18 protein-coding genes are annotated in these 21,302 nt (G+C 46.2%); 7 read left to right on the top strand and 11 right to left on the bottom strand.

Annotation, left to right across the window (positions count from 1 at the left end; all coding sequences use genetic code 11):
• Nucleotides 1–2,621: 2,621 nt before the first annotated feature.
• The 3 genes from RH86_RS08495 to ectA are packed head-to-tail and all read right to left on the bottom strand — an operon-like array spanning nt 2,622 to nt 4,859.
• On the bottom strand, nt 2,622–3,008 hold the full coding sequence (locus RH86_RS08495) for an ectoine synthase (RefSeq protein ID WP_005595480.1): 387 nt from the start codon (nt 3,006–3,008) through the stop codon (nt 2,622–2,624).
• Nucleotides 3,009–3,017: 9 nt separating this feature from the next.
• Nucleotides 3,018–4,283 (bottom strand): diaminobutyrate--2-oxoglutarate transaminase, encoded by a 1,266-nt coding sequence (gene ectB, locus RH86_RS08490; protein WP_009385934.1) that lies wholly within the window; start codon nt 4,281–4,283, stop codon nt 3,018–3,020.
• Nucleotides 4,284–4,304: 21 nt separating this feature from the next.
• Nucleotides 4,305–4,859: a diaminobutyrate acetyltransferase gene (ectA, locus tag RH86_RS08485; RefSeq protein ID WP_009385933.1), complete on the bottom strand. Its 555-nt coding sequence runs from the start codon at nt 4,857–4,859 to the stop codon at nt 4,305–4,307.
• A 506-nt stretch (nt 4,860–5,365) separates the two neighbouring features.
• Between ectA and proV the strand changes: the two genes are divergently transcribed.
• The 4 genes from proV to RH86_RS08465 all read left to right on the top strand — a co-directional run bounded on the left by proV (nt 5,366) and on the right by RH86_RS08465 (nt 9,846).
• Nucleotides 5,366–6,553: a glycine betaine/L-proline ABC transporter ATP-binding protein ProV gene (gene proV / locus RH86_RS08480; protein WP_009385932.1), complete on the top strand. Its 1,188-nt coding sequence runs from the start codon at nt 5,366–5,368 to the stop codon at nt 6,551–6,553.
• Nucleotides 6,554–6,558: 5 nt separating this feature from the next.
• Complete coding sequence (proW, locus tag RH86_RS08475; RefSeq protein ID WP_009385931.1) at nt 6,559–7,635, top strand: glycine betaine/L-proline ABC transporter permease ProW; 1,077 nt, start codon at nt 6,559–6,561, stop codon at nt 7,633–7,635.
• On the top strand, nt 7,632–8,639 hold the full coding sequence (gene proX, locus RH86_RS08470) for a glycine betaine/L-proline ABC transporter substrate-binding protein ProX (RefSeq protein WP_009385930.1): 1,008 nt from the start codon (nt 7,632–7,634) through the stop codon (nt 8,637–8,639). Before proW ends, proX begins: the two co-directional genes overlap by 4 nt.
• A gap of 352 nt (nt 8,640–8,991) precedes the next feature.
• A complete protein-coding gene (locus tag RH86_RS08465) occupies nt 8,992–9,846 on the top strand; it encodes a YhcH/YjgK/YiaL family protein (protein WP_009385929.1) in 855 nt (284 codons plus the stop codon).
• A gap of 76 nt (nt 9,847–9,922) precedes the next feature.
• Here the strand turns inward: RH86_RS08465 and RH86_RS08460 are convergent, their stop codons facing one another.
• From RH86_RS08460 to RH86_RS08425, 8 genes are all read right to left on the bottom strand, one after another.
• A complete protein-coding gene (locus RH86_RS08460; protein WP_009385927.1) occupies nt 9,923–10,441 on the bottom strand; it encodes a YgjV family protein in 519 nt (172 codons plus the stop codon).
• A complete protein-coding gene (locus tag RH86_RS08455) occupies nt 10,438–11,103 on the bottom strand; it encodes a hypothetical protein (RefSeq protein ID WP_009385925.1) in 666 nt (221 codons plus the stop codon). Before RH86_RS08455 ends, RH86_RS08460 begins: the two co-directional genes overlap by 4 nt.
• Before the next feature lie 102 nt (nt 11,104–11,205).
• The gene (locus RH86_RS08450) at nt 11,206–11,832 is read right to left on the bottom strand and encodes a bifunctional 4-hydroxy-2-oxoglutarate aldolase/2-dehydro-3-deoxy-phosphogluconate aldolase (protein WP_006714279.1); all 627 of its coding nucleotides are present in this window, start codon (nt 11,830–11,832) and stop codon (nt 11,206–11,208) included.
• A 71-nt stretch (nt 11,833–11,903) separates the two neighbouring features.
• The gene (locus tag RH86_RS08445) at nt 11,904–12,839 is read right to left on the bottom strand and encodes a sugar kinase (RefSeq protein WP_009385924.1); all 936 of its coding nucleotides are present in this window, start codon (nt 12,837–12,839) and stop codon (nt 11,904–11,906) included.
• Entirely contained in the window at nt 12,836–14,260 is a 1,425-nt protein-coding gene (gene uxaC / locus RH86_RS08440) for a glucuronate isomerase (RefSeq protein WP_009385923.1), read from the bottom strand. Before uxaC ends, RH86_RS08445 begins: the two co-directional genes overlap by 4 nt.
• A gap of 114 nt (nt 14,261–14,374) precedes the next feature.
• The gene (locus tag RH86_RS08435; RefSeq protein WP_009385922.1) at nt 14,375–15,838 is read right to left on the bottom strand and encodes a fructuronate reductase; all 1,464 of its coding nucleotides are present in this window, start codon (nt 15,836–15,838) and stop codon (nt 14,375–14,377) included.
• Between the two features lie 101 nt (nt 15,839–15,939).
• Complete coding sequence (locus tag RH86_RS08430; protein ID WP_005595464.1) at nt 15,940–17,241, bottom strand: TRAP transporter large permease; 1,302 nt, start codon at nt 17,239–17,241, stop codon at nt 15,940–15,942.
• Between the two features lie 20 nt (nt 17,242–17,261).
• Nucleotides 17,262–17,774, bottom strand: a complete 513-nt coding sequence (locus tag RH86_RS08425) for a TRAP transporter small permease (RefSeq protein WP_009385921.1) — start codon at nt 17,772–17,774, stop codon at nt 17,262–17,264.
• A gap of 313 nt (nt 17,775–18,087) precedes the next feature.
• On the opposite strand from RH86_RS08425, the gene RH86_RS08420 reads away from it, so the two are divergent.
• The 3 genes from RH86_RS08420 to uxuA all read left to right on the top strand — a co-directional run bounded on the left by RH86_RS08420 (nt 18,088) and on the right by uxuA (nt 21,278).
• Nucleotides 18,088–19,071 (top strand): TRAP transporter substrate-binding protein, encoded by a 984-nt coding sequence (locus RH86_RS08420; protein WP_009385920.1) that lies wholly within the window; start codon nt 18,088–18,090, stop codon nt 19,069–19,071.
• 99 nt (nt 19,072–19,170) lie between these two features.
• Nucleotides 19,171–19,956, top strand: coding sequence for an FCD domain-containing protein (locus tag RH86_RS08415; RefSeq protein ID WP_005595461.1), 786 nt, complete (start codon nt 19,171–19,173; stop codon nt 19,954–19,956).
• Nucleotides 19,957–20,093: 137 nt separating this feature from the next.
• Entirely contained in the window at nt 20,094–21,278 is a 1,185-nt protein-coding gene (gene uxuA / locus RH86_RS08410) for a mannonate dehydratase (RefSeq protein ID WP_009385919.1), read from the top strand.
• Nucleotides 21,279–21,302 lie beyond the last annotated feature (24 nt).

The following is a 21,302-nucleotide window of genomic DNA, read 5'->3' as shown; positions in this document are numbered from 1 at the left end:
GCATTAAGTGGTGAACAACGCGGCCACTAACCTTAAACCTTGCCACATTCAACACTGAAGATGACCTAAGCTGAAATTGCCAAGCGTTGAGAATCCGTCTTAAATGCTTTGTTATGTTTTAGCACAATTCATTGATTTACTTGGCAAAGAACTGAGATTCAGACTTAGTTTTCTGAACCAAATCACAAGCTCAAACTCACTTGACCGCCAGATGCACTAAAGCAGAAACGAGTAAGTCCACTTCCCTGCTAATGAGGCAGCTCGATCAAGCCTCAACAAGCGCCCTTTCTTAGCAAAAGCAGCGCAGAACAATGGCGATTTGCCGACTCAACTGCCAAGGTTATTAGCTAATTGGCAAATACACCCAAAGCGACTTTGAGCCAGAGAAACAAGACGCCCAAAACACCCGAAAGCTAAAATGAAGCAACCCGTGAACCTTGGCATGTTTACGGGTGAAGTAATTCAAGAATTGGGGCAGACAATCGTGATTTGCTGAGTCTACTCCCAACGAATAGCCAAAGGGACAAAGAACGACTCAAAGGTATTTAAGCCATTGAAATCCCATTAAAACATAACGCCGCATTAAGTGGTGAACAACGCGACCACCCAACCTTAAATCTTGCCACATTCAGCACTAAAGCCGACCTAAACTGAAATTGCCAAGCGTTGAGAATCCGTCTTAAATGCTTTGTTATGTTTTAGCACAATTCGTTGATTTACTTGGTAAAGAACTGAGATGCAGACCTAGTTTTCTGAACCAAATCACAACCTAGCACTAGCTTGACCGGCAGACGCGCCAAAACCAAAAACGAGTAAGTCCACTTCCCTGCGAATGAGGCAACTCAATACGCTTTCAACAAGCGCCCTTTCTTAGCAAAAGCAGCGCAGAACAATGGCGATTTGCCGACTCAACTGCCAAGGTTATTGGCTGATTGAGAAATATACCCAAAGCGACTTTGAGCCAGAGAAACAAGGCGAGCAAACCAGCCGAAAACTTGAATGAAGCAACCCGCGAACCTTGGCATGTTTTACGGGCTAAGTGGTTGAAGAATGGATCGATAATACTGATTTGCTGAGTCTACTCCCAACGAATAGCCAAAGGGACAAAGAACGACTCAAAGGCATTTAAGCCATTGAAATGCCATTAAAACATAACGCCGCATTAAGTGGTGAACAACGCGACCACCCAACCTTAAACCTTGCCACATTCAGCACTAAAGCTGACCTAAACTGAAATTGCCAAGCGTTGAGAATCCGTCTTAAATGCTTTGTTATGTAAATTCAGCCACATAAGCCAAAGTTACCACGAAAAACTAAGCCTGTACGACCGAAGAAATAGCCAAAACCAAAGAACCCAACAGTGTTCACGAATTTGCAGAGCCAGCAATGTTACAGACCAAGCTTCAACAAGCGAAAAATGGTGATGAGCAGCGACCCAAAATGCTTTTGAATCTGAGAAAACGAACGAAAGAAACCATCAGCAAATAGGGAGTTTCGTTAACCTTGCCCTTTCCTCACTTTAAGCCCGCAAAACTAACCACGAAACAACACTGAAACTGAATGAGGAAACTCACGAACCTTGGCATGTTGTACGGCTAATTTGGCAAAGAATAGAGACAGAAAGAGCTGATTTTGACGAGGATGAAAACCGGAGGGTGGAGAGAGCGAATAAAAAGAATAATACCGATTTTATCCGCTTTACATAACGCCGCATTAAGTGGTGAACAACGCGACCACCCAACCCTAAACCTTGCCACATTTAGCACTAAAGCCGACCCAGACTGAAATTGCCAAGCGTTGAGAATCCGTCTTAAATGCTTTGTTATGTTTTAGCACAATTCGTTGATTTACTTGGCAAAGAACTGAGATGCAAACCTAGATTTCTGAACTAAATCACAAGCTCAAACTTACTTGACCGGCAGACGCGCCAAAACCCAAAATGAGCAAGTCCACTTCCCTGCTAATGAGGCAACTCGATCAAGCCTCAACAAGCGCCCTTTCTTAGCAACAGCAGCGCAAAACAATGGCGATTTGCCGAGCCAACTGCCAAGGTTATTGGCTTATTGGGAAATACGTACAAAGCGACTTTGAGCCTGAGAAACAAGACGACCAAACCACCCAAAAACTTGAATGAAGCAACCCGCGAACCTTGGCATGTTTTACGGGTTAAGGGATTTAAGAACTGATCGACAATGGTGATTTGCTGAGTCTACTCCCAACGAATGGCTACAGGGGAAAAGAACGACTCAAAGGCATTTAAGCCATTGAAATCCCGTTAAAACATAACGCTCTCTATACGTCTAAAAAGAGCTTTTTCTCTCCTGATTGTGCCATTTTTTGTGCGGGATAGAATTATGAAAGTTCACATAAGTTACAACAAAGCCTAAATTTTTTAATCGAATCTCAAATTGCGAATGAGTTTTAGACGCTTAGAAGATCCTTAATTCTACGTGAGAGGCGAAAACCACCAGCGTGGATAGATAACCAGTTATGTTCCAGTCATTCATTTAAGTTATTTTTACATTCACTTTAGAGTCGTAGCGATGACAATCGTGTTTATTCTTGCAGAAAAAAGCCAAGGGAATACCTTGGCTTTAAGAGTAAATAGACGCGCGTTGGATTTAGTCAACGAGTGGGTATACACCGTCTTTATCATGTGTTTCGCGGCCGGTGATCGGTGGATTGAACACGCAAGCCATCACCATTTCTTTATCTTTATAAGCACGTAAATAATGTTCATCGTGCTTATCGAGAATGTACAATGTACCGGGTTTAATTGGGTACGTTTCACCACCGACGACTTCAATTTCGCCTTCACCACTCATGCAGTAGACTGACTCTAGGTGATTTTTGTAGTGGATATGCGTTTCTGTATTTTCAAATATCGTGGTGATATGGAAAGAGAAGCCCATGTTGTCATCTTTAAGCAACATACGTACGCTTTCCCACGTTTGTGATACTACGCGGCGATCGCTATCACGACACTCTTCTAATGTTCTTACAATCATGATTCGTCCCTACGATGCTTTCTTGATCAGTTTAGCAGCGACGTTATCAACCGCCTTTTCAAAGATTTTCATGCCTTGTTCCATTTCACTCTGCGTGATGGTGAGAGGACAGAAGAACTTCACAACTTCATCATTTGGGCCAGCGGTTTCGATTACCATGCCGTTAGCAAAACACTCTCGAGCGATCAGTGTGGCAGTTTCACCAGCGCTACACTCGATACCAATCATTAAGCCGCGGCCTTTTTGCTGTTCAAACAGCTGCGGGTAACGTTTTTGTACATTGGATAAGGTAGCCAAGACTTGAGCTGAGCGTTCAGCAATGTTCTCTTCTAGTGCGTTATCGGACCAAAATAGCTCTAGAGCGTGCGCGGCGGTAACAAACGCATGGTTGTTACCACGGAAGGTACCGTTGTGTTCACCCGGTTTCCATGCATCAAGCTCCGGTTTAAGCAGAACGATCGCCATAGGCAGACCATAACCACTAATCGATTTAGACAGGGTAACCATATCGGGTTTAATGCCCGCTGGTTCAAAGCTAAAGAAAGTGCCAGTACGGCCACAACCTGCTTGGATGTCATCCACAATCAGTAGAACATCGTTGCTACGGCAGATTTTCTCTAGTCGTTGTAACCATTGGTTAGAAGCCACATTTAGGCCGCCCTCACCTTGTACGGTCTCTAGCAATACCGCCGCCGGTTTATCAAGGCCACTTGATGCATCGGTAAGCATGGTTTCAAACAAGCTCAAACCGTCGATACCGGCATAGCCTTCATAAGGAAGACGAGTCACGCCTGCTAGTGGCATACCGTTACCACCACGGTGGTGTTGGTTACCAGTTGCTGCAAGTGCGCCTGCAGTACAACCGTGGAAGCCATTGGTGAATGCGACGACGTTTTGGCGACCTTTGACTTTTCTCGCCAATTTGAGCGCCGCTTCCACTGCGTTGGTGCCCGTTGGTCCAGTAAACTGTACTTTGTAATCTAAGGATCTTGGTTGGAAAATGTATTTGTTCAGCGCGACAAGAAAGTCAGCTTTCGCATTGGAGTGCATATCCAAACCGTGAGTGATGCCATCGCCTGTTATGTACTCTACCAATGAAGCTTGTAGTGCGTCATTGTTGTGTCCGTAATTGAGAGATCCTGCACCGGCTAGGAAATCGAGGTAACGATCTCCTGAATCGGTCTCAAGCCAAGACCCCTTGGCTTTTTTGAAAATGACTGGAAAGCTGTTTGAATATGAGCGTACTTTTGACTCATGCTGATTAAAAATATCCATAATGGAACCGTAAATTAATCCTTATTTGTGAGTTATTCGTAGAGGGATGCGAAACAGGTATTCCGTGTCGTGATCACCATAGAAGTGCTGTGTCTGGTCGAGAAAAACCGACACGCTACCATTACCACCATGTTCACGGTCCAATTTCTTGAACAGTGCCCAAGAGCCTTGATTGTCCTTGGTGATGGTTGTTTCAACATACTCGATGCCAGCTGGCGCGAGACGCGCAAGCAGTTCGTTAAGCATCTGGTAAGCCAGCCCCTGCCCTCGAAACTTTTCATCGACCGCGACTTGCCAAACGAACAGTTCATTCGGTGACTGTGGTTTGATATAAGCAGAGATAAATCCCGCCGCTGAGCCATCAAATTCGGCTAGGACGCAAGTATCGCTAAAATGAGAAGCTTGAAGAAAATTGCAGTATGCAGAGTTTGTATCTAGAGGGGGGCTATTGGCGATCAATGCATGGATACGATTTCCATCATTGATCGTTGGCCTTCGAAAACCGAATGTCAGGTTTGAAGGTTTTGTATTTGCGTTCAGCACCCAAGGTGCAGAAGTAATCATATTAGGGCGCATAATCCTTTGAGCTCTAAGTTAGTTCTCTTATATTATTGATCATACCTCACAGTTCAGATCAAGGAGAGTTTGAAATAGCACCAATTTACGTGACAACAATCACAAAACCAGTGTAACGCAATGAAATTGTGCTTATTATCATTCCAAATGTTCTTTTTAGGCGTTCATTCCATTCACTTAAAAGCTGCGCCAATCATTCTCTCATAATTTAGTAACTCAACTAAAAATTAAACACAACAACCAATAGTTACAATGACTTAACAAGGCCATCCCGCCGGGGTCACGCACCATTTCCGCGAGTGTTTATGCGGGCAATCAGCTATTGGAAATACCTCAATAGTTAAACCTTCACAATTTCAATTTTATTATTTAAAAACAATTACTTAACGCAAAAATAAATTTACCATCCTTCAAGTATGGAATAAGCACGAATTGATTTATTACCATTTTTTACTTAGAGTACGAAGGTTTTTCAAAATAATGACACACAAAATAAAGGACTCTACATGTCGCCCATACTGGAAGTACAAGGGTTATATAAAGTATTTGGGGAAAACCCAGAACAAGCTTTCGCCCTCATAGAACAAGGTGCAGACAAAGACAGCATTTTTGAAAAAACCGGCCTGACCGTTGGTGTGCATGATGTTTCTCTCTCCATCAACGAAGGTGAGATCTTCGTTATCATGGGGCTCTCTGGCTCGGGTAAATCAACACTGGTTCGCCTTCTCAACCGTTTAATCGAGCCCACACAAGGCAGCGTTCTTCTTCGCGGTAAAGACATCGCTCACATCTCTGAAGACGACTTACGCCAAGTGCGCCGCAACAACATCTCGATGGTCTTCCAAAACTTCGCATTGATGCCGCATATGACGGTTATCGAAAATGCCTCTTTTGGCCTTGAACTCGCAGGCGTCGATGTGCCAACTCGACATGCATCCGCATTGTCTGCTCTGTCTCGTGTTGGTCTTGATGCCTACGCCGATTCTTATCCAGATGAGCTCTCCGGCGGGATGAAGCAGCGCGTTGGCCTTGCTCGCGCGCTTGCTTGCGACCCTGATATATTGTTGATGGACGAGGCATTCTCTGCACTTGACCCTCTTATCCGAACAGAAATGCAAGACGAACTGATTCGGCTGCAAAATGATGACAAACGCACCATTGTGTTTATCTCGCATGATTTGGACGAAGCAATGCGCATTGGTGACCGTATCGCCATTATGCAAGATGGTGTGGTGGTTCAAGTTGGAACACCCGATGAAATCTTAAATAATCCTGCCAATGATTATGTGGAAGCGTTCTTCCGTGGTGTGAACATCGCCAGCGTGCTAACCGCTAAAGATATTGCGCGCAAAAATCCCGCGGCGGTGTTTAAAAAATCAGAGCACGATGGTCCCGCTTCAGCCCTACAAATTCTCACGGACAATGATCGCGAATTCGGCGTGGTCGTCGATAAAACCAATCAATTCTCTGGTTTGGTATCCATTGAGTCGCTACGCCAAGCGCACAAAGAAAATCGTTGTTTGGTCAGTGCTCAACTTGAGTCAACCATCACGCTGTCACCTGAACAACCGATTAATGACATTCTAGGTGATGTCGCGGGAGTCTCTTATTCGGTACCCGTTGTCGACGAGAACGGCCAATATTTCGGCATTGTGTCGAAATCACGCTTACTTCAAGCATTGGATAGGGATTAATCACCATGTCAGCACAAGAAACTGCAAACGACCCTTGGGCAACGCCTGCAGCCCCGGAAAGCAATCCATGGGCACAAGAAGCGCCTTCTGGTGATGAAAACTGGCTCTCTTCTGAAAGTATTGAGCAAGCGCCTTTCGATATCATGGATCCATTTGCTCATGCCGTTCTCCCCTTCGATGTTTGGGTTGAAACCGGTTTAGAGTGGCTGGTCAATCATGGCCGCCCACTGTTCCAAGCCATCCGAGTTCCGATTGATTTTATTCTTAGCTCATTTGAAACCGCGCTGGTCTCGACCCCCGCGCCAATTATGTTGTTAGTGCTGTTTCTCATCACTTGGCAGTTTTCCAACTTAAAGCTCGGCGCGACCACGTTGGTATCATTAGTACTAATTGGTTTGATTGGCGCGTGGGGCCAAGCGATGACCACCTTATCGCTAGTAATGACCTCGGTGTTTTTCTGCCTGCTGATCGGCTTGCCCATGGGAATATGGCTGGCAAGAAGTGAGACGGCCGCCAAAGTGGTGCGACCGCTACTCGATGCAATGCAAACCACACCCGCTTTTGTCTACCTAGTGCCAATAGTCATGCTGTTTGGTATTGGTAACGTACCTGGCGTGGTGGTCACCATCATCTTTGCCCTGCCCCCTGTGGTGCGCTTAACCATTCTCGGCATTCAACAAGTACCTGATGAGTTGATTGAAGCAGGACATTCGTTCGGTGCCAGTCGTAAACAAATGCTGTATCGAATCCAATTACCGTTGGCGATGCCCACGATTATGGCCGGGGTAAACCAAACCTTGATGCTGTCACTCTCAATGGTTGTGATCGCCTCTATGATTGCGGTTGGTGGACTTGGTCAAATGGTACTGCGCGGTATTGGACGACTTGATATGGGCCTTGCTGCTGTCGGCGGCTTAGGCATCGTTATTCTTGCTATTTTGCTTGATCGCGTAACACAGCAACTTGGCATTAATGCTCAAAATACAAAACAACGTTGGTATCACACAGGTCCAGCTTCGATATTTTTCAAGCTGCCGGCTAATAAATCGTTGGGAAACTCAATCCAGGAGAAAACTGAATGAATAATTCATGGAAGAAAACCCTCGTCGTAAGCGCGGTATCTGCGCTTGCTGTTTCAAGCCATGCATGGGCTGAAAAACTGCCCGGTGAAGGCGTCACAGTACAACCGGTTCAATCAACGGTTGCAGAAGAAACTTTCCAAACGCTGATCGTCAACAAAGCGCTTGAAGCATTGGGTTACCAAGTCAAAGAAACTAAAGAAGTGGACTACAACGTCGGCTACACATCAATCGCGAACGGTGATGCAACCTTCCTTGCGGTAGGCTGGTTCCCTTTGCATGCTGACAAGTACACGATGGCAGGTGGCGATGACAGCTTCTTCCGTAAAGGCCAATTCATCAGTGGCGCTGCGCAAGGTTACTTGATTGATAAGAAAACGGCAGAAAAATACGGCATCACAAACATTGGTCAGCTAACTGACCCAAAAATTGCCGCTCTATTTGATGCCAATGGCGATGGCAAAGCAGACCTTACCGGTTGTAACCCTGGTTGGGGCTGTGAGATGGTGATCGAAGAGCAGCTTAATGCTTACAAATTACGTGATACGGTCTCTCACAACCAAGGTAACTATGCAGCCATCATTGCCGATACGATTTCACGCTATAAGAAAGGCGATCCGGTCATTTACTACACCTGGACACCTTACTGGGTCAGTGGTGTGTTGGTTCCAGGCAAAGATGTGGTTTGGCTAGAAGTGCCGTTCTCAGCCCTACCGGGCGAGCGTAAGAATGTCGATACCACCTTGGCTAATGGTAAAAACTACGGCTTTGAAATGAACTCAATGCGCATTGTGGCCAACAAGCAGTTTACTGACAACAACCCAGCAGCGGCTAAACTGTTCGAAATCATCAAAGTAAACATCAACGATGTGAGCGCACAGAACATGATCATGAGTAAAGGTAAAAACTCAGCTTCTGACATCGAAGCGCATGCAAATGGTTGGATCAAAGCCAACCAAGCGCTATTTGACTCTTGGGTAGCAGAAGCAAAGCAAGCCGCTCTGTAACGAGCCTTTAGTTTTAGCTTTTAGCCTCTGGCTACACCTTAGCAAAATGCCTGTGGTTTCGATCACAGGCATTTTTGATCGCACCTCCCGGCTCTTTGCTAAACGAATAACGCTCAATCTGCCAAGCTAAGAAAGCGTAACGGGGCTCTACATAACACCTGATAAACTCAGATATATCCGGTGAACACGGTAATTTGAGACTCTGTGAGCTTTATAAAGCCTGCTATTGAGTGAATTATTGATCCAGTTCTCCTTCTTTACTTAAATCTCACCATAATTGGTCAACCAATTATATTAATCGCTTATACTAGCCCTTTCTAATGCAGCCACTGCGTGGCTATTGAGGTAATTAGTGTTTAAAGGCAACTTATCTAACTTGGAAGCTTGTCAGGGCCTTCCGGTTAAAATGTTTGAAGTTATCGAGCAGGTAAAACAGCGCTTAAGTGCTTCAGTGGAAAATGGTCGCTACCAACTTGAAGGTGATGATGTTTTCTTCTTCGTGGTTGATGACAACAGCAAATTAGTGACAGAGTGTAAATCGGAAATCCACCGTAAGTATATCGATGTTCAAATCGTACTTGCGGGTGAAGAACGTTTTGGTTACAGCCTGCAGCCTTTCCAAAGCATTGCTGAAGATCTGCTTGAAGCGCGTGATGTTGCATTCAGTGAAGATGTGGTGAACGAGCAATTTGCCGATCTACAAGTCAACGACTTCATTATCTTCAATGCAGAACAGCCACACCGTCCACTGGTCGCGGTTAATGAGCCGATGGCGATCCGTAAAGCGGTGATTAAGATCTCTCACCAATGGCTAGCAGAGCAATCGATGCAGACAACACTGACTTGGAATGACAGCAACATTCCACACCAAATTTCACTCAAGCAAACAGGTCTGTGTACTCACATTGAAATGCGTATCGTCAAAGATGTTGAACCTGAGTTGATCACTCTAGCGGTTGACCACAAAGTGGAAACCTTGATCGCGGCATGGCAAGGCGCTGCAATGCCTATCTCTGAAGCGTTTGATGATGGCAACCTGTTCTCACAAGCACGAGTGCTGTTCAATCTTGAACAAGAGGGTGAACAAGGCTGTGTGGTGTGGTTGGTGAATCACATTAAACTGCCTTGCGGTAACAAGATGTCGGCAGACAAATTGGCATGGGTGCCATCGATGGTCTGCAAAGACGGTAAATTAAGCGCCATCTAATCAGGCAGAAGTGAATTAAAAAACCGAGCTTTCATTGCTCGGTTTTTTAATTCAGCACGTTTTTTATTCTTCGGCGCTAGGCGCGCGCGATTTTCTCGCTAAAATGAAGACGTAAGATCGTGGTACAATTGACCCCAATAAAGATGATTTCCATCAACGTAGCGCCAATCGAACCCATCAATAAGTTATTAACGACCCAACAGCATGAACTCGCTAACATAAGCAGTCGCATGGTTAAGCCTTGAAACTTAAATAATGCAAATGTTGCCACTGTCGAGCCAACGATAGGCAATAGCTCATAATAATAATTTAACTGGGGCAAACCCATCCCCCAAATCATAATGATGAAGAACACCATAACCGCTGTTGATTGAGTTTTAGTTGAGCTGTAACTGCGTATTGCGCTGATGCCACTACCAAAAGCGGCGACCATCGCATCCATCATCACAAAATGACCGCACATGATGAATTGAAACACCATCAAATGCAGCCTGAAACGCTGACCGTCACGATGAAGAAATGCCAAGGCTCCTATTACAAAACCAAACATCCCTATCGCTTGCGCGAGATCCCATTCAGGAAGTATACCGTTCATCGTTTTCCGCCTGACGTTGAGCTTTTTAGCTCTGCCAATAGATACTCCAAGCACAAACTTGGGCTGGTTAAGGTGCGTTGACGTGTCGCTTGATCGAGCTGCAAAATCGCCGGAGCCATTGAAGCTTGCGCCAATACAATACGACTATCGTTTAAGCAATGATCGTGAATATATTGCGCGATGGTCGCTAGGTAAGCGTCATTGTCTCCTGCCAGATAATGTGCCCACGCCTCGGGGATCACTTCCACTGTGGCGCGCTGTGCGATATCAGCATCGTATTCTGCCAATAAGTTCATAGTAGGATTGATGGTGGTTTCAAGCGCTGCTAACACTTTAATATGACCACTTTGGCTCGCCTCGATTGCCATGGGCCTATCGACTCGCATAACTTGAGCAAAACGTGTTTTTGCCTGTTCAGCTAACGCACCAATGCTGGAACAAGTGCAGATAACCCAATCTGCGCCCTGCGCTTCCAACTGGACTATTTGCTGTTCAACCATCGATGCCAATTCATCATCAATTCCCACATTACTCGCATGTTGCAACAATTGAGACGCAATATGATGGCGAATAGTGGCCTGTTTTTCTAAACCACTTGATGCGATAAAAGAGTCAAACAACGACTGGTTAGCCGCTAAGGTATGTAAAAAAGCAACCTGCATAGTGCCTCACTAGAAAAAATTGATATCGTTCTAAACGGCTTATCGAAAAAAGGCTTCTAGAAAGAAGCCTTAATAATAGGGTGTTGCGATTGCTGCGCGAGCTTATTTAACTAAATCTGCGGCTTCGCGTGCAAGGCGACCAATCTCGTCCCAACGACCTTCGTTGATCAGTGCTTTGTCCACCATCCAAGTGCCGCCACACGCGATCACGCGATCAATCGCAAGATAATCGTTAACGTTCTTAGTGCTGATGCCGCCCGTTGGCATAAACTGAATTTGCGTGTAAGGGCCTAGCAATGATTTCAGCATATTGATACCGCCCGATGCTTCCGCTGGGAAGAACTTTAGTGTGGTTAGACCCATTTCAATCGCCGCTTCCACTGCGCTTGGGTTGTTCACGCCCGGTACGATATCGATACCAATTTCGCGGCATGCGTTAACCGTATTTGGGTTAAAACCTGGTGAAACCACAAAGGTCGCACCCGCTTGTTTCGCCGCAATCGCCTGCTCGCGGTTGAGTACGGTACCGGCGCCGATTAGCATATCTGGCTGCGCTTCACGCAATAGACGAATCGCTTCTACTGCCGCATCTGAGCGGAAAGTAATTTCAGCCGCTGGCAAACCGTTGTCTGCTAGTGCTTTACCCAGAGGAATAATGTCTTCTGCGCGGTCAATCGCGATGACTGGAATAACTTTGATTTCAGCCAGTTGTTGTGCAATCGTGGTCATGTTTAAATCCTTACTTTAAATCCGTTTCTCTACATCAATATCTAGTCATCAATTTCTAATCATCGAGCTGACTAAACAAAGCGAATCGTTTCTGTTGCATGTATTGGGATGATCGCGCCTTTGTGTTGAATCACGATACCCGCCAATTGGTGGCCCTGACGCGAACATTGCTGCGCGTCTTTCCCTTGCAGGTAGCCTGCTAAGAATCCGGCGTTGAATGAGTCACCCGCCGAAGTCGTATCGACGACAGTTTCCACAGGCGTGGTCGCGATGGTCTCAAAATCACCCGCCGCAAATTCTTGGTACAAATTGCCCTTCGCGCCCATTTTCACCACGGCTTTCTTCACGCCCGCGGCTTGTAGACGGTTTAAGGTCGCGTGCTCATCGCTATCGCCCCATAGGTTTGCTTCGTCGTCATTGGTCACCAATGCCAAATCGGTAATCTCAAACACTTGACGGTAGCAATCGCGCGCTTCATCAGCATCACGCCATAGCGCTGGGCGGTAGTTTGAATCAAACGCCACTTCCACACCTTGTTGACGCAAGTTTGCCAGCAGCGCCACCAACTTAGTGCGATCTTCTGCGGGTAGAATCGCTAAGCTAATACCGCTTAGATACACCATATCAACCTTGGTTAACGCCGCTTCAATTTGGGCAAAATCCGTATGCTGCATCATGTAACGTGCCGCTGATTGATTACGCCAATAAAGGAAGGTACGCTCACCTTGATCATCTAACTGGATCAGGTATAGACCCGGTTGGCGAGTCTCGTCACGCAGTACCAAGTCTGTGCCGACACCTTCTTGTTGCCAACGTGTAAGCATTCCGCTGCTGATGGCGTCATTGCCTAGCGCAGAAACGTAGTCAATCGCCACCTTTTCACCCGCAACACGAGCAAGGTAAACCGCCGTATTGAGTGAATCGCCACCAAATGCTTGAGTCATGGCGCCAAACGGCGCGCCATTTAACTCAATCATGCACTCCCCGATTAAGGCAATACGCTTCATGCTTTCTCTCCTGGTAGAACGAAGTAAGATTTAGCGTTTTGGTAGCAGATGTCTTGAACCATTTTGCCCAGCATTGCGATGTCGTTTGGCACTTCGCCATTCACTGCCCATTGGCCGATGATGTTACAAAGGATACGACGGAAGTATTCATGACGCGTGTACGATAGGAAGCTACGAGAGTCTGTTAGCATACCAACAAACTGGCTTAATAGACCCAGTTGAGAAAGTTGCTGGATTTGACGTTCCATGCCATCTTTCTGATCGTTGAACCACCAGCCAGAACCGAATTGGATCTTGCCTGCGATGCCACCACCTTGGAAGTTACCAATCATGGTCGCCATCATTTCGTTGTCGCGCGGGTTTAGGCAGTAAAGAATGGTTTGGGGTAGCTCGTTGGTGATATCCATCGCGTTCATTAAGCAAGACAATTGCAGTGCGAACGGACGGTCACCGATTGAGTCAAAGCCTGCATCAGCGCCTAGTAGTTGGAACATACGCGTGCTGTTGTTACGCTGTGCACCGATGTGCAGCTGCATTACCCAGCCCATTTTCGCGTATTGCTTGCCAAGCCACACTTGAACCGCCGTGCTGAACTGGTCAATTTCTAGTTCGCTCAGCGTTTCACCTTGCAGACGGCGCGTTAACATTGCATCCAGTGTTGCTTCACTTGGTACTGCTGCGTAGCGAACCACTTCGATACCGTGGTCAGCGGCGCGACAGCCGTGTGCACTAAAGTGCTCTAGACGACGCTCTAGCGCAGTCAGTAGATCGGTAAAGCGGGTGATTTCAACATCTGCTACTTCACCTAGCAAAGTCATGTATTCCGCAAAACCGTCTAGTTCAATTTTGAACGCACGGTCTGGGCGCCAGCTTGGCGCAACTTCAACATCAAAGCTATCATCTTCGGCGATAGCTTTATGGTATTCCAGTGAATGAATTGGGTCGTCAGTGGTACCTGCCATCACAACATTCATCTGCTTCATGATGCCGCGTGCTGAGAATTCAGGTGTTGCCAGTAGCTCGTTACACTCGTGCCAAATTTGATCCGCCGTTTCTGGGCCAAACAGTTTGCCAGTAATACCAAATGGGCGACGCAGCTCAAGGTGTGACCAATGGTACAGTGGGTTACCCAATGTTTGCGGAACGGTTTTTGCCCACGCTTGGAACTTTTCGTAATCTGACGCTTCGCTGCCTGTGATCAACGCTTCAGGTACACCAGCTGAACGCATGCCACGCCACTTGTAGTGATCGCCTTCTAACCAGATCTTAGTTAGGTTTTCGAACTGACGGTTCTCAGCCACTTCTTTTGGGTTTAGGTGGCAGTGGTAATCGTAGATCGGCATCGCTTTGGCGTAATCATGGTATAGCTCGCGAGCGATATCGTTAGATAGTAAGAAGTCTTCACACAAAAAGTTTTTCATTTTTTACTCCGTAGGTGCCGGCCTCGCCCACACCAAAGAAATTTTAAGCACTATTTACAACAGCAATATTTAAAGCAAAGAAGCCCTCACATAAGGAGGGCATCATTATATCGATTAAAGAGAAGCGACGGCTGCGCGCGCACCTTTATCAAGGATCAATTGGTAAGCATCGGTCACTGCGCTCACGAAGGTTTCGTTAGCGATAAGGTCTGTACCGAAAATTGCTTCAATTGAAAGTAGTGCTTTCACCGCCGAAACGTTCAAGCCATGTTCGGCGTAAATCGCTTGGAACTGCTCAACCATTGGGTCGCGTACATCAATTGCTTCGCCTTGTTCAGTCACAGCGCCAACGTAGCGCATCCAACCGGCAATGCCCATTGCCAACCATTTGAAGTCCGTACCTTGCGCTAGGTGATGACGTAGCGAGCCACCCATACGTTGTGGGATCTTCTGGCTGCCATCCATCGCGATTTGCCATGTTTGGTGTTTTAGACTTGGGTTGGTAAAGCGCTCAATCAGCAGCGTTGCGTACGCTTCTAGATCAGTCCCTTCCGGCATATTCAGTGTTGGCGCTTGCGCTTTCATCATCATGTCGAACGCCGCTTTGCGGTAATCATCATTCGTCATGGTGTCAGAGATGTGCGCGTAGCCGCCTAGGAAGCCTAGGTAAGCAAGGAATGAGTGGCTGCCATTTAGCATGCGCAGTTTCATTTCTTCAAACGGTACCACGTCAGAAACAAATTCTGCACCAGCAACGTTCCAATCTGGACGGCCTGCAACGAAGTTGTCTTCGATAACCCATTGACGGAACGGCTCACAAGCGATACCGCACAAGTCTTCAACACCCACAAGCTCTGCAATTTCAGTCAGCGTTTCTTCTGTTGCAGCTGGAACAATGCGGTCAACCATGGTGCATGGGAACGTAACGTTCGCTTCAATCCATGATGCTAATTCAACGTCAACCAAATTAGCGAAATCCAGAACAGCTGCACGTGCTACGTGGCCGTTCTCTTGTACGTTATCGCAAGACATCACAGTAAATGGTTGGATGCCTTTTTCACGGCGCTGACGCAGTGCTTCAACGATGTAACCGATAGCCGAACTTGGATCTTGTGGGTTGGCCAAATCAGCAATGATTAAGCCGTTGTTTTTGTCTAGACGACCTGTTGCAGGGTCAGCGCAGTAACCTTTCTCAGTGATGGTCATCGAAACGATAGCCACTTGCTCTTCGGTCATCTTCGCTAATACCGCTGCTTTACCATCTAATGTTGGGTGCAGTGATTCAGTTACTGAGGCAATCAGTTTTACGTCAGTTGATTCTGCGCCCTTCTCTGCCACTGTGTATAGGTGGTCTTGTGCGCGCAGCTGCTCAATCAGATCTTCGCCACCAAATAGGTTTACTTCACAGATGCCCCAATCACTGTTGGTCTTCTCTAGCATTTCATTGGTGAATAGCGCTTGGTGTGCACGGTGGAAAGCACCAAAACCAAGGTGAACAATACGAGTTTTCAGGTTTGAGCGAGCGAAAGTTGGACGAATGACTTGTTCATTCAAGTTGGTATTTGCGATTGTTTTCATTGTTTTTCCTTGGCCTCGCAGCCGATTAAGCACTGCGAGGCGATTAGATGGAGGCAAATCCGATAATCAAATCGTATAAAGTCGAAATTTGTAGCGCTAGATTAGTAACCTAGAATCAGCTGTGGAAGTAATAGGCTGATTTGTGGAATAAACGTAATCGCCAATAGTGCTAGGAATAGCGCCGCGTAGAACGGCAGTAGTGGCTTGATTACTTTATCGATAGAGATGTTTGCAACCGAACAGCCAACAAACAGTGCACTACCCACTGGTGGAGTACATAGGCCGATAGCAAGGTTGAATGTCATCATGATACCGAAGTGCACAGGATCCACGCCCATATCCAACACGATTGGTAGGAAGATTGGTGTAAAGATCAGAACCGCTGGTGTCATATCCATGAAGATACCAACAATCAAAAGGATTACGTTGATGATCAATAGGATGATTAGTGGGTTTTCTGAAACCGCTAGTAGTGCATCGGCAATCATGTAAGGGATATCAGCATTCGCCATTGCCCAAGACATGCCCATTGAAGCGCCAACCAATAGCAATACAATTGACGTCGTTACCGCAGACTCAAGCACGATTTTTGGTAAATCACGAACCGTTACTTCACGATAAACACCCACCGCAAGAACCAGCGTGTAAACCACCGCAATTGCTGATGCTTCTGTTGCCGTAAAGATACCGCCGATGATGCCGCCCATGATCACAACAATAAGAAGAAGTGACGGTGCTGCTTTAATAAAGGTATCCCAAACTGCTGCCAGTGTTGGACGCGCTGCAACTGGGTAGCCACGACGTTTGGCGATAATACCTGCCACAACCATCAAGCTTAGACCCATCAAGATACCAGGAAGGTAGCCTGCAAGGAAAAGAGCGGCAATCGATGTACCACCAGAAACCAGTGAGAATACGATTAGCGTGTTACTTGGTGGGATCAATAGACCAGTCGGACAAGAAGTGATGTTTACCGCTGCGCTGAACGCTTCATCGTAGCCATCTTTCTTCTGTAGTGGCGCCATCGTGCCGCCCACTGCTGCTGCAGACGCAACCGCAGAACCCGAGATTGAACCAAACATCATGTTAGCAAGAACGTTAACGTGCGCTAGTGAACCTGGTAGCTGACCGCCCAGTACTTTAGCGAAGTTAATAAGACGGATTGCAATACCGCCTTGGTTCATGATGTTACCCGCAAGGATAAAGAAAGGGATTGCCAATAGTGCAAAGTTATCCAAGCCAGCAGCCATACGCTGCGCCACTACGGCAATCGCAGGTTCCAGCGGTAAGCTCATCATAATGGTCGCAAGCGAAGACAGACCAATCGCAAACGAGACTGGAATACCCAGTGCCAATAGCACACCAAACGTGCCAAATAGAGTAAGAATTAATTGCCATTCCATTGTGGAATTCCTCTTCGAAATTAGTTTTGTTGTGCGTCGCTTAGAGCTACATCACCAGAAATAAGTTGTTGGATTTTTTCGATGGCATAAACCACAGAGTAGAAAATCATCAATGCGCCACTGATTGGAAGACAGAAGTAGATGTAACCCATTTCCCAACCTAGAGCTGGCGTTAGCTGACCAGTTGCTAGCGTTTTGATTGCTAGGTTTGAGCCGCCGTACACCAGTACAACGAAAGCGAAAACAGCAATAGCGATTTGGATAATCAGTTCGTTAATGATTTTGCGTTTACCTTTTAACTTCATGGTTAATAGGTCGATAGCAAGGTGGCGTTTTTGACCAGTGGTGTAAGCTGCGCCTACAAGGGCAACCCACATAAACAAGTAGCGAGCTAGCTCATCCGTTACGGTACTTGGGCGACCAATAATATAGCGAGACAACACCTGCCAAACTACACACAGTACGAGGAAAGTAGAAAGCGAGACAGTAAACCCTGCCAAGCCTTTATTGATGTATTCGACCAATTTTTTCATTATTGTTTCCTTAACATCGCTGTCATGTCATATGACGAGCAAATTATCGTTACTGGTCAACCAATATAAACTCATGCTCATATCCTTCACTCAATAACATTTCTTTTTCTGCGGGCATTATATTCACTACTCTCACATCGTCCGTGACCAACTTCACACTTGAATTGGTTAACCAATTCTTTGGTTGTAAGTGTGATATTGCTCAACCAATTGCCTTTTTTTCTTTGACGGTGACGAAAATTGGTCGCAAGATTGGCCTCGAAACTTGTTATCCCTACAAAATTAACGGATTCCATCTCACGGAGAAATAATAATGAAAACACGTAAGAGTCTACTGACTGCAGTGATCGGTGCAGCACTAACATTTGGTGTGAGTGCGCAAGCTTTTGCAGCAACTACTCTAAAACTGAGCCACAACCACACTCGTGACCACGCGGTACACAAAGCGATGGACGCAATGGCGAAAGAAGTGCGTAAAACCACTGATGGCGAAGTGCGTATTCGTATTTACCCAGATGCACAGCTTGGCTCTCAACGTGAGTCAATGGAGCTGATGCAAAATGGCGCGCTGCACATGGTAAAAACCAATGCTGCTGAACTAGAAGCGTTTGCTCCGGCCTACTCTGCATTTAACATGCCTTACCTTTTCCGTGATCAAGCACACTTCTATGCAACGCAAGAAGGCCAAATTGGTGAAGAGATCCTTGAATCATCACGCGACAGCGGCTTCATTGGTCTAACTTACTACGATGCAGGCGCACGTAGCTTCTACACCAATAAACCAATCAACACGCCTGAAGATCTAAAAGGTCTTAAAGTACGCGTACAACCAAGCCCATCAGCGATCGCAATGGTTGAAGCACTAGGCGGCAACCCAACACCTCTAGCGTACGGTGAACTATACACGGCACTACAACAAGGCGTTGTAGACGCAGCAGAAAACAACATTCCTTCATACGGCATGAGCCGTCACAGTGAAGTATCTAAATACTTCTCTCTAGACGAGCACACAATGGTTCCTGACGTATTGGTTATTTCTACTGACGCTTTTGATGGTCTATCTGAAGAGCACCAACAAGCGGTTAAAACAGCGGCATTGAACTCTATGCAGCTAATGAAAACACTTTGGGCTGAATCTGAAAAAGAAGAACGCGTTAAAGCAGAAGAAATTGGTGTGAAATTCGTTAATGTTGATAAAGCACCATTCGTGACTGCGGTTCAACCAATGTACGACGATGTGAAGAAAAACAACCCTGAACTGTTTGCTTTGATCGAGCGTATTCAATCAGTTAAGTAAATTAGTCAATCGTTTTATTAGAGAAGTTAAGGTATTGCCACATAACTATTGAGATAGGTTGACCAATTATTCTGGTTAGTTATGATGGTGTGAATAGTAATGGAAAGAAGCGACAATATCATCATGATGCCTTTTGAACCCAAACGTCCTTACCAAGAACTGGGTTTGGTTTTACGACAAGAATTGAGTGATGGCCACTATAACGTGGGCGATCGTCTCCCGCCTGAGCGCGATATTGCGGAAAGACTTGATGTCAGCCGTACTGTAGTGCGAGAAGCAATCATTATGCTTGAGCTGGAAAATCTTGTTGAAGTGAAAAAAGGCTCTGGGGTATATGTGATTAATATTCCAAACCAATCACCCCATCGTGAACGTATCATCACTGATGATGCGGGACCTTTTGAAATGTTACAGGCGCGCCAGTTACTTGAGAGTAATATTGCAGAATTTGCAGCATTACAAGTAACGCCGGGAGATATTGCCAAAATGCGTGCGGCACTCAAATTAGAGCGCCAAGAACTTGCGGCACAAAGTGAACATTGCATCGGTGACGAACAGTTCCACATGAGTATTGCAGAAGCGACCCACAACTCTGTGTTAGTCGATATGCTGAAAAACTCTTGGGAACGTCGCGAGCAAAGTCCTATGTGGCAAAAGCTTCACTCACGTATTAGTGGCCATGATTACCGTCAGGAATGGATGGAAGATCATGCGCGGATTTTAGCTGCAATGCAGCGTAAAGATCCGGTCACGGCAAAAAGCGCTATGTGGCAACACCTTGAAAATGTGAAACAACGACTTCTCGAACTGTCAGATATTGACGATCCGGATTTTGATGGCTACCTCTTTAGCTCTAACCCGGTCGTCTTATTTGGAGGCGAGTAACCCTCGCCTTCTATAAAAAGCTGCGTGAGCAGTAAAAAAATAAACTAAATAAGTCGTTATTTATATTTGTTATTCGCAACTTAATACTCTCAATTTGCTTGAGCGGGTTAAGTCTGCCTATTAAAAGGTGATTTGTCATGGAACAAACGTGGCGTTGGTACGGTCCGAACGATCTAGTTTCTCTCGACGATATTCGTCAAGCAGGCGCAACAGGCATCGTAAATGCTCTACACCATATTAAAAATGGTGAAGTGTGGTCAAAAGAAGAAATCCTTGCACGTAAAGCAATCATTGAAGCAAAAGGCCTAACTTGGTCGGTTGTGGAAAGTGTGCCTGTGCACGAAGAAATCAAAACTCAAACGGGTGACTTCCAACTTTGGATCGACAACTACAAACAAACACTGCGTAACCTAGCGCAATGTGGTATCGACACCGTTTGTTATAACTTCATGCCTGTCCTTGATTGGACCCGTACTGACCTTGAGTACGAAATGGCAGATGGTTCAAAAGCACTTCGCTTTGACCAAATCGCATTTGCTGCGTTTGAATTGCACATTCTAAAGCGCCCTAACGCAAACGCTGATTACACTGAAGCGGAACAAGCACAAGCGCTTGAGTACTTCAACAACATGTCTGAAGAGCAAATCAAGCAGCTGACCGCGAACATCATCGCCGGTCTTCCTGGTGCTGAAGAAGGTTACACCCTAGAAGCATTCCAAGCTCAACTTGATCGCTACGCGGGTATTACTAAAGACAAACTGCGTGAGCATATGGCGTACTTCCTAGCGGAAATCATGACCGTGTGTGACGAAGAAAACATTAAGATGGCGGTTCACCCGGACGATCCACCGCGCCCTATCCTAGGCCTTCCACGCATCGTTTCAACCATCGAAGATATCGATTGGTTGACCGAAAAAGTGCCTAGTTCGAACAACGGTATCACTATGTGTACTGGTTCTTACGGCGTTCGTGGTGACAATGACCTAGTGAACATGATCAAAAAGCACGGCGATCGCGTTTACTTCACTCATCTGCGTTCAACGCAACGTGAAGAGAACCAAATGAGCTTCCATGAAGCGGCGCACCTAGAAGGCGACGTGGACATGTACGGCGTAGTAATGGCGATTCTTGAAGAAGAGCAGCGTCGTGAAGAAGCTGGCGATCTGCGTAAGATCCCAATGCGTCCTGACCACGGTCACCAAATGCTGGATGACCTGAAGAAGAAGACCAACCCTGGTTACTCTGCCATTGGTCGTTTAAAAGGTCTTGCTGAAGTTCGTGGCCTAGAGCTTGGCTTAAAGCGCGCATTCTTTACTAAATAAAATGCACTGAGAAAATTAACCGTT

It is taken from the genome of Vibrio sp. N418, from assembly GCF_000222565.1.
Taxonomy (GTDB): domain Bacteria; phylum Pseudomonadota; class Gammaproteobacteria; order Enterobacterales; family Vibrionaceae; genus Vibrio; species Vibrio scophthalmi.
Note: the sequence above shows the minus strand (reverse complement) of the source record. Positions and strands in the feature narration are given on the sequence as shown.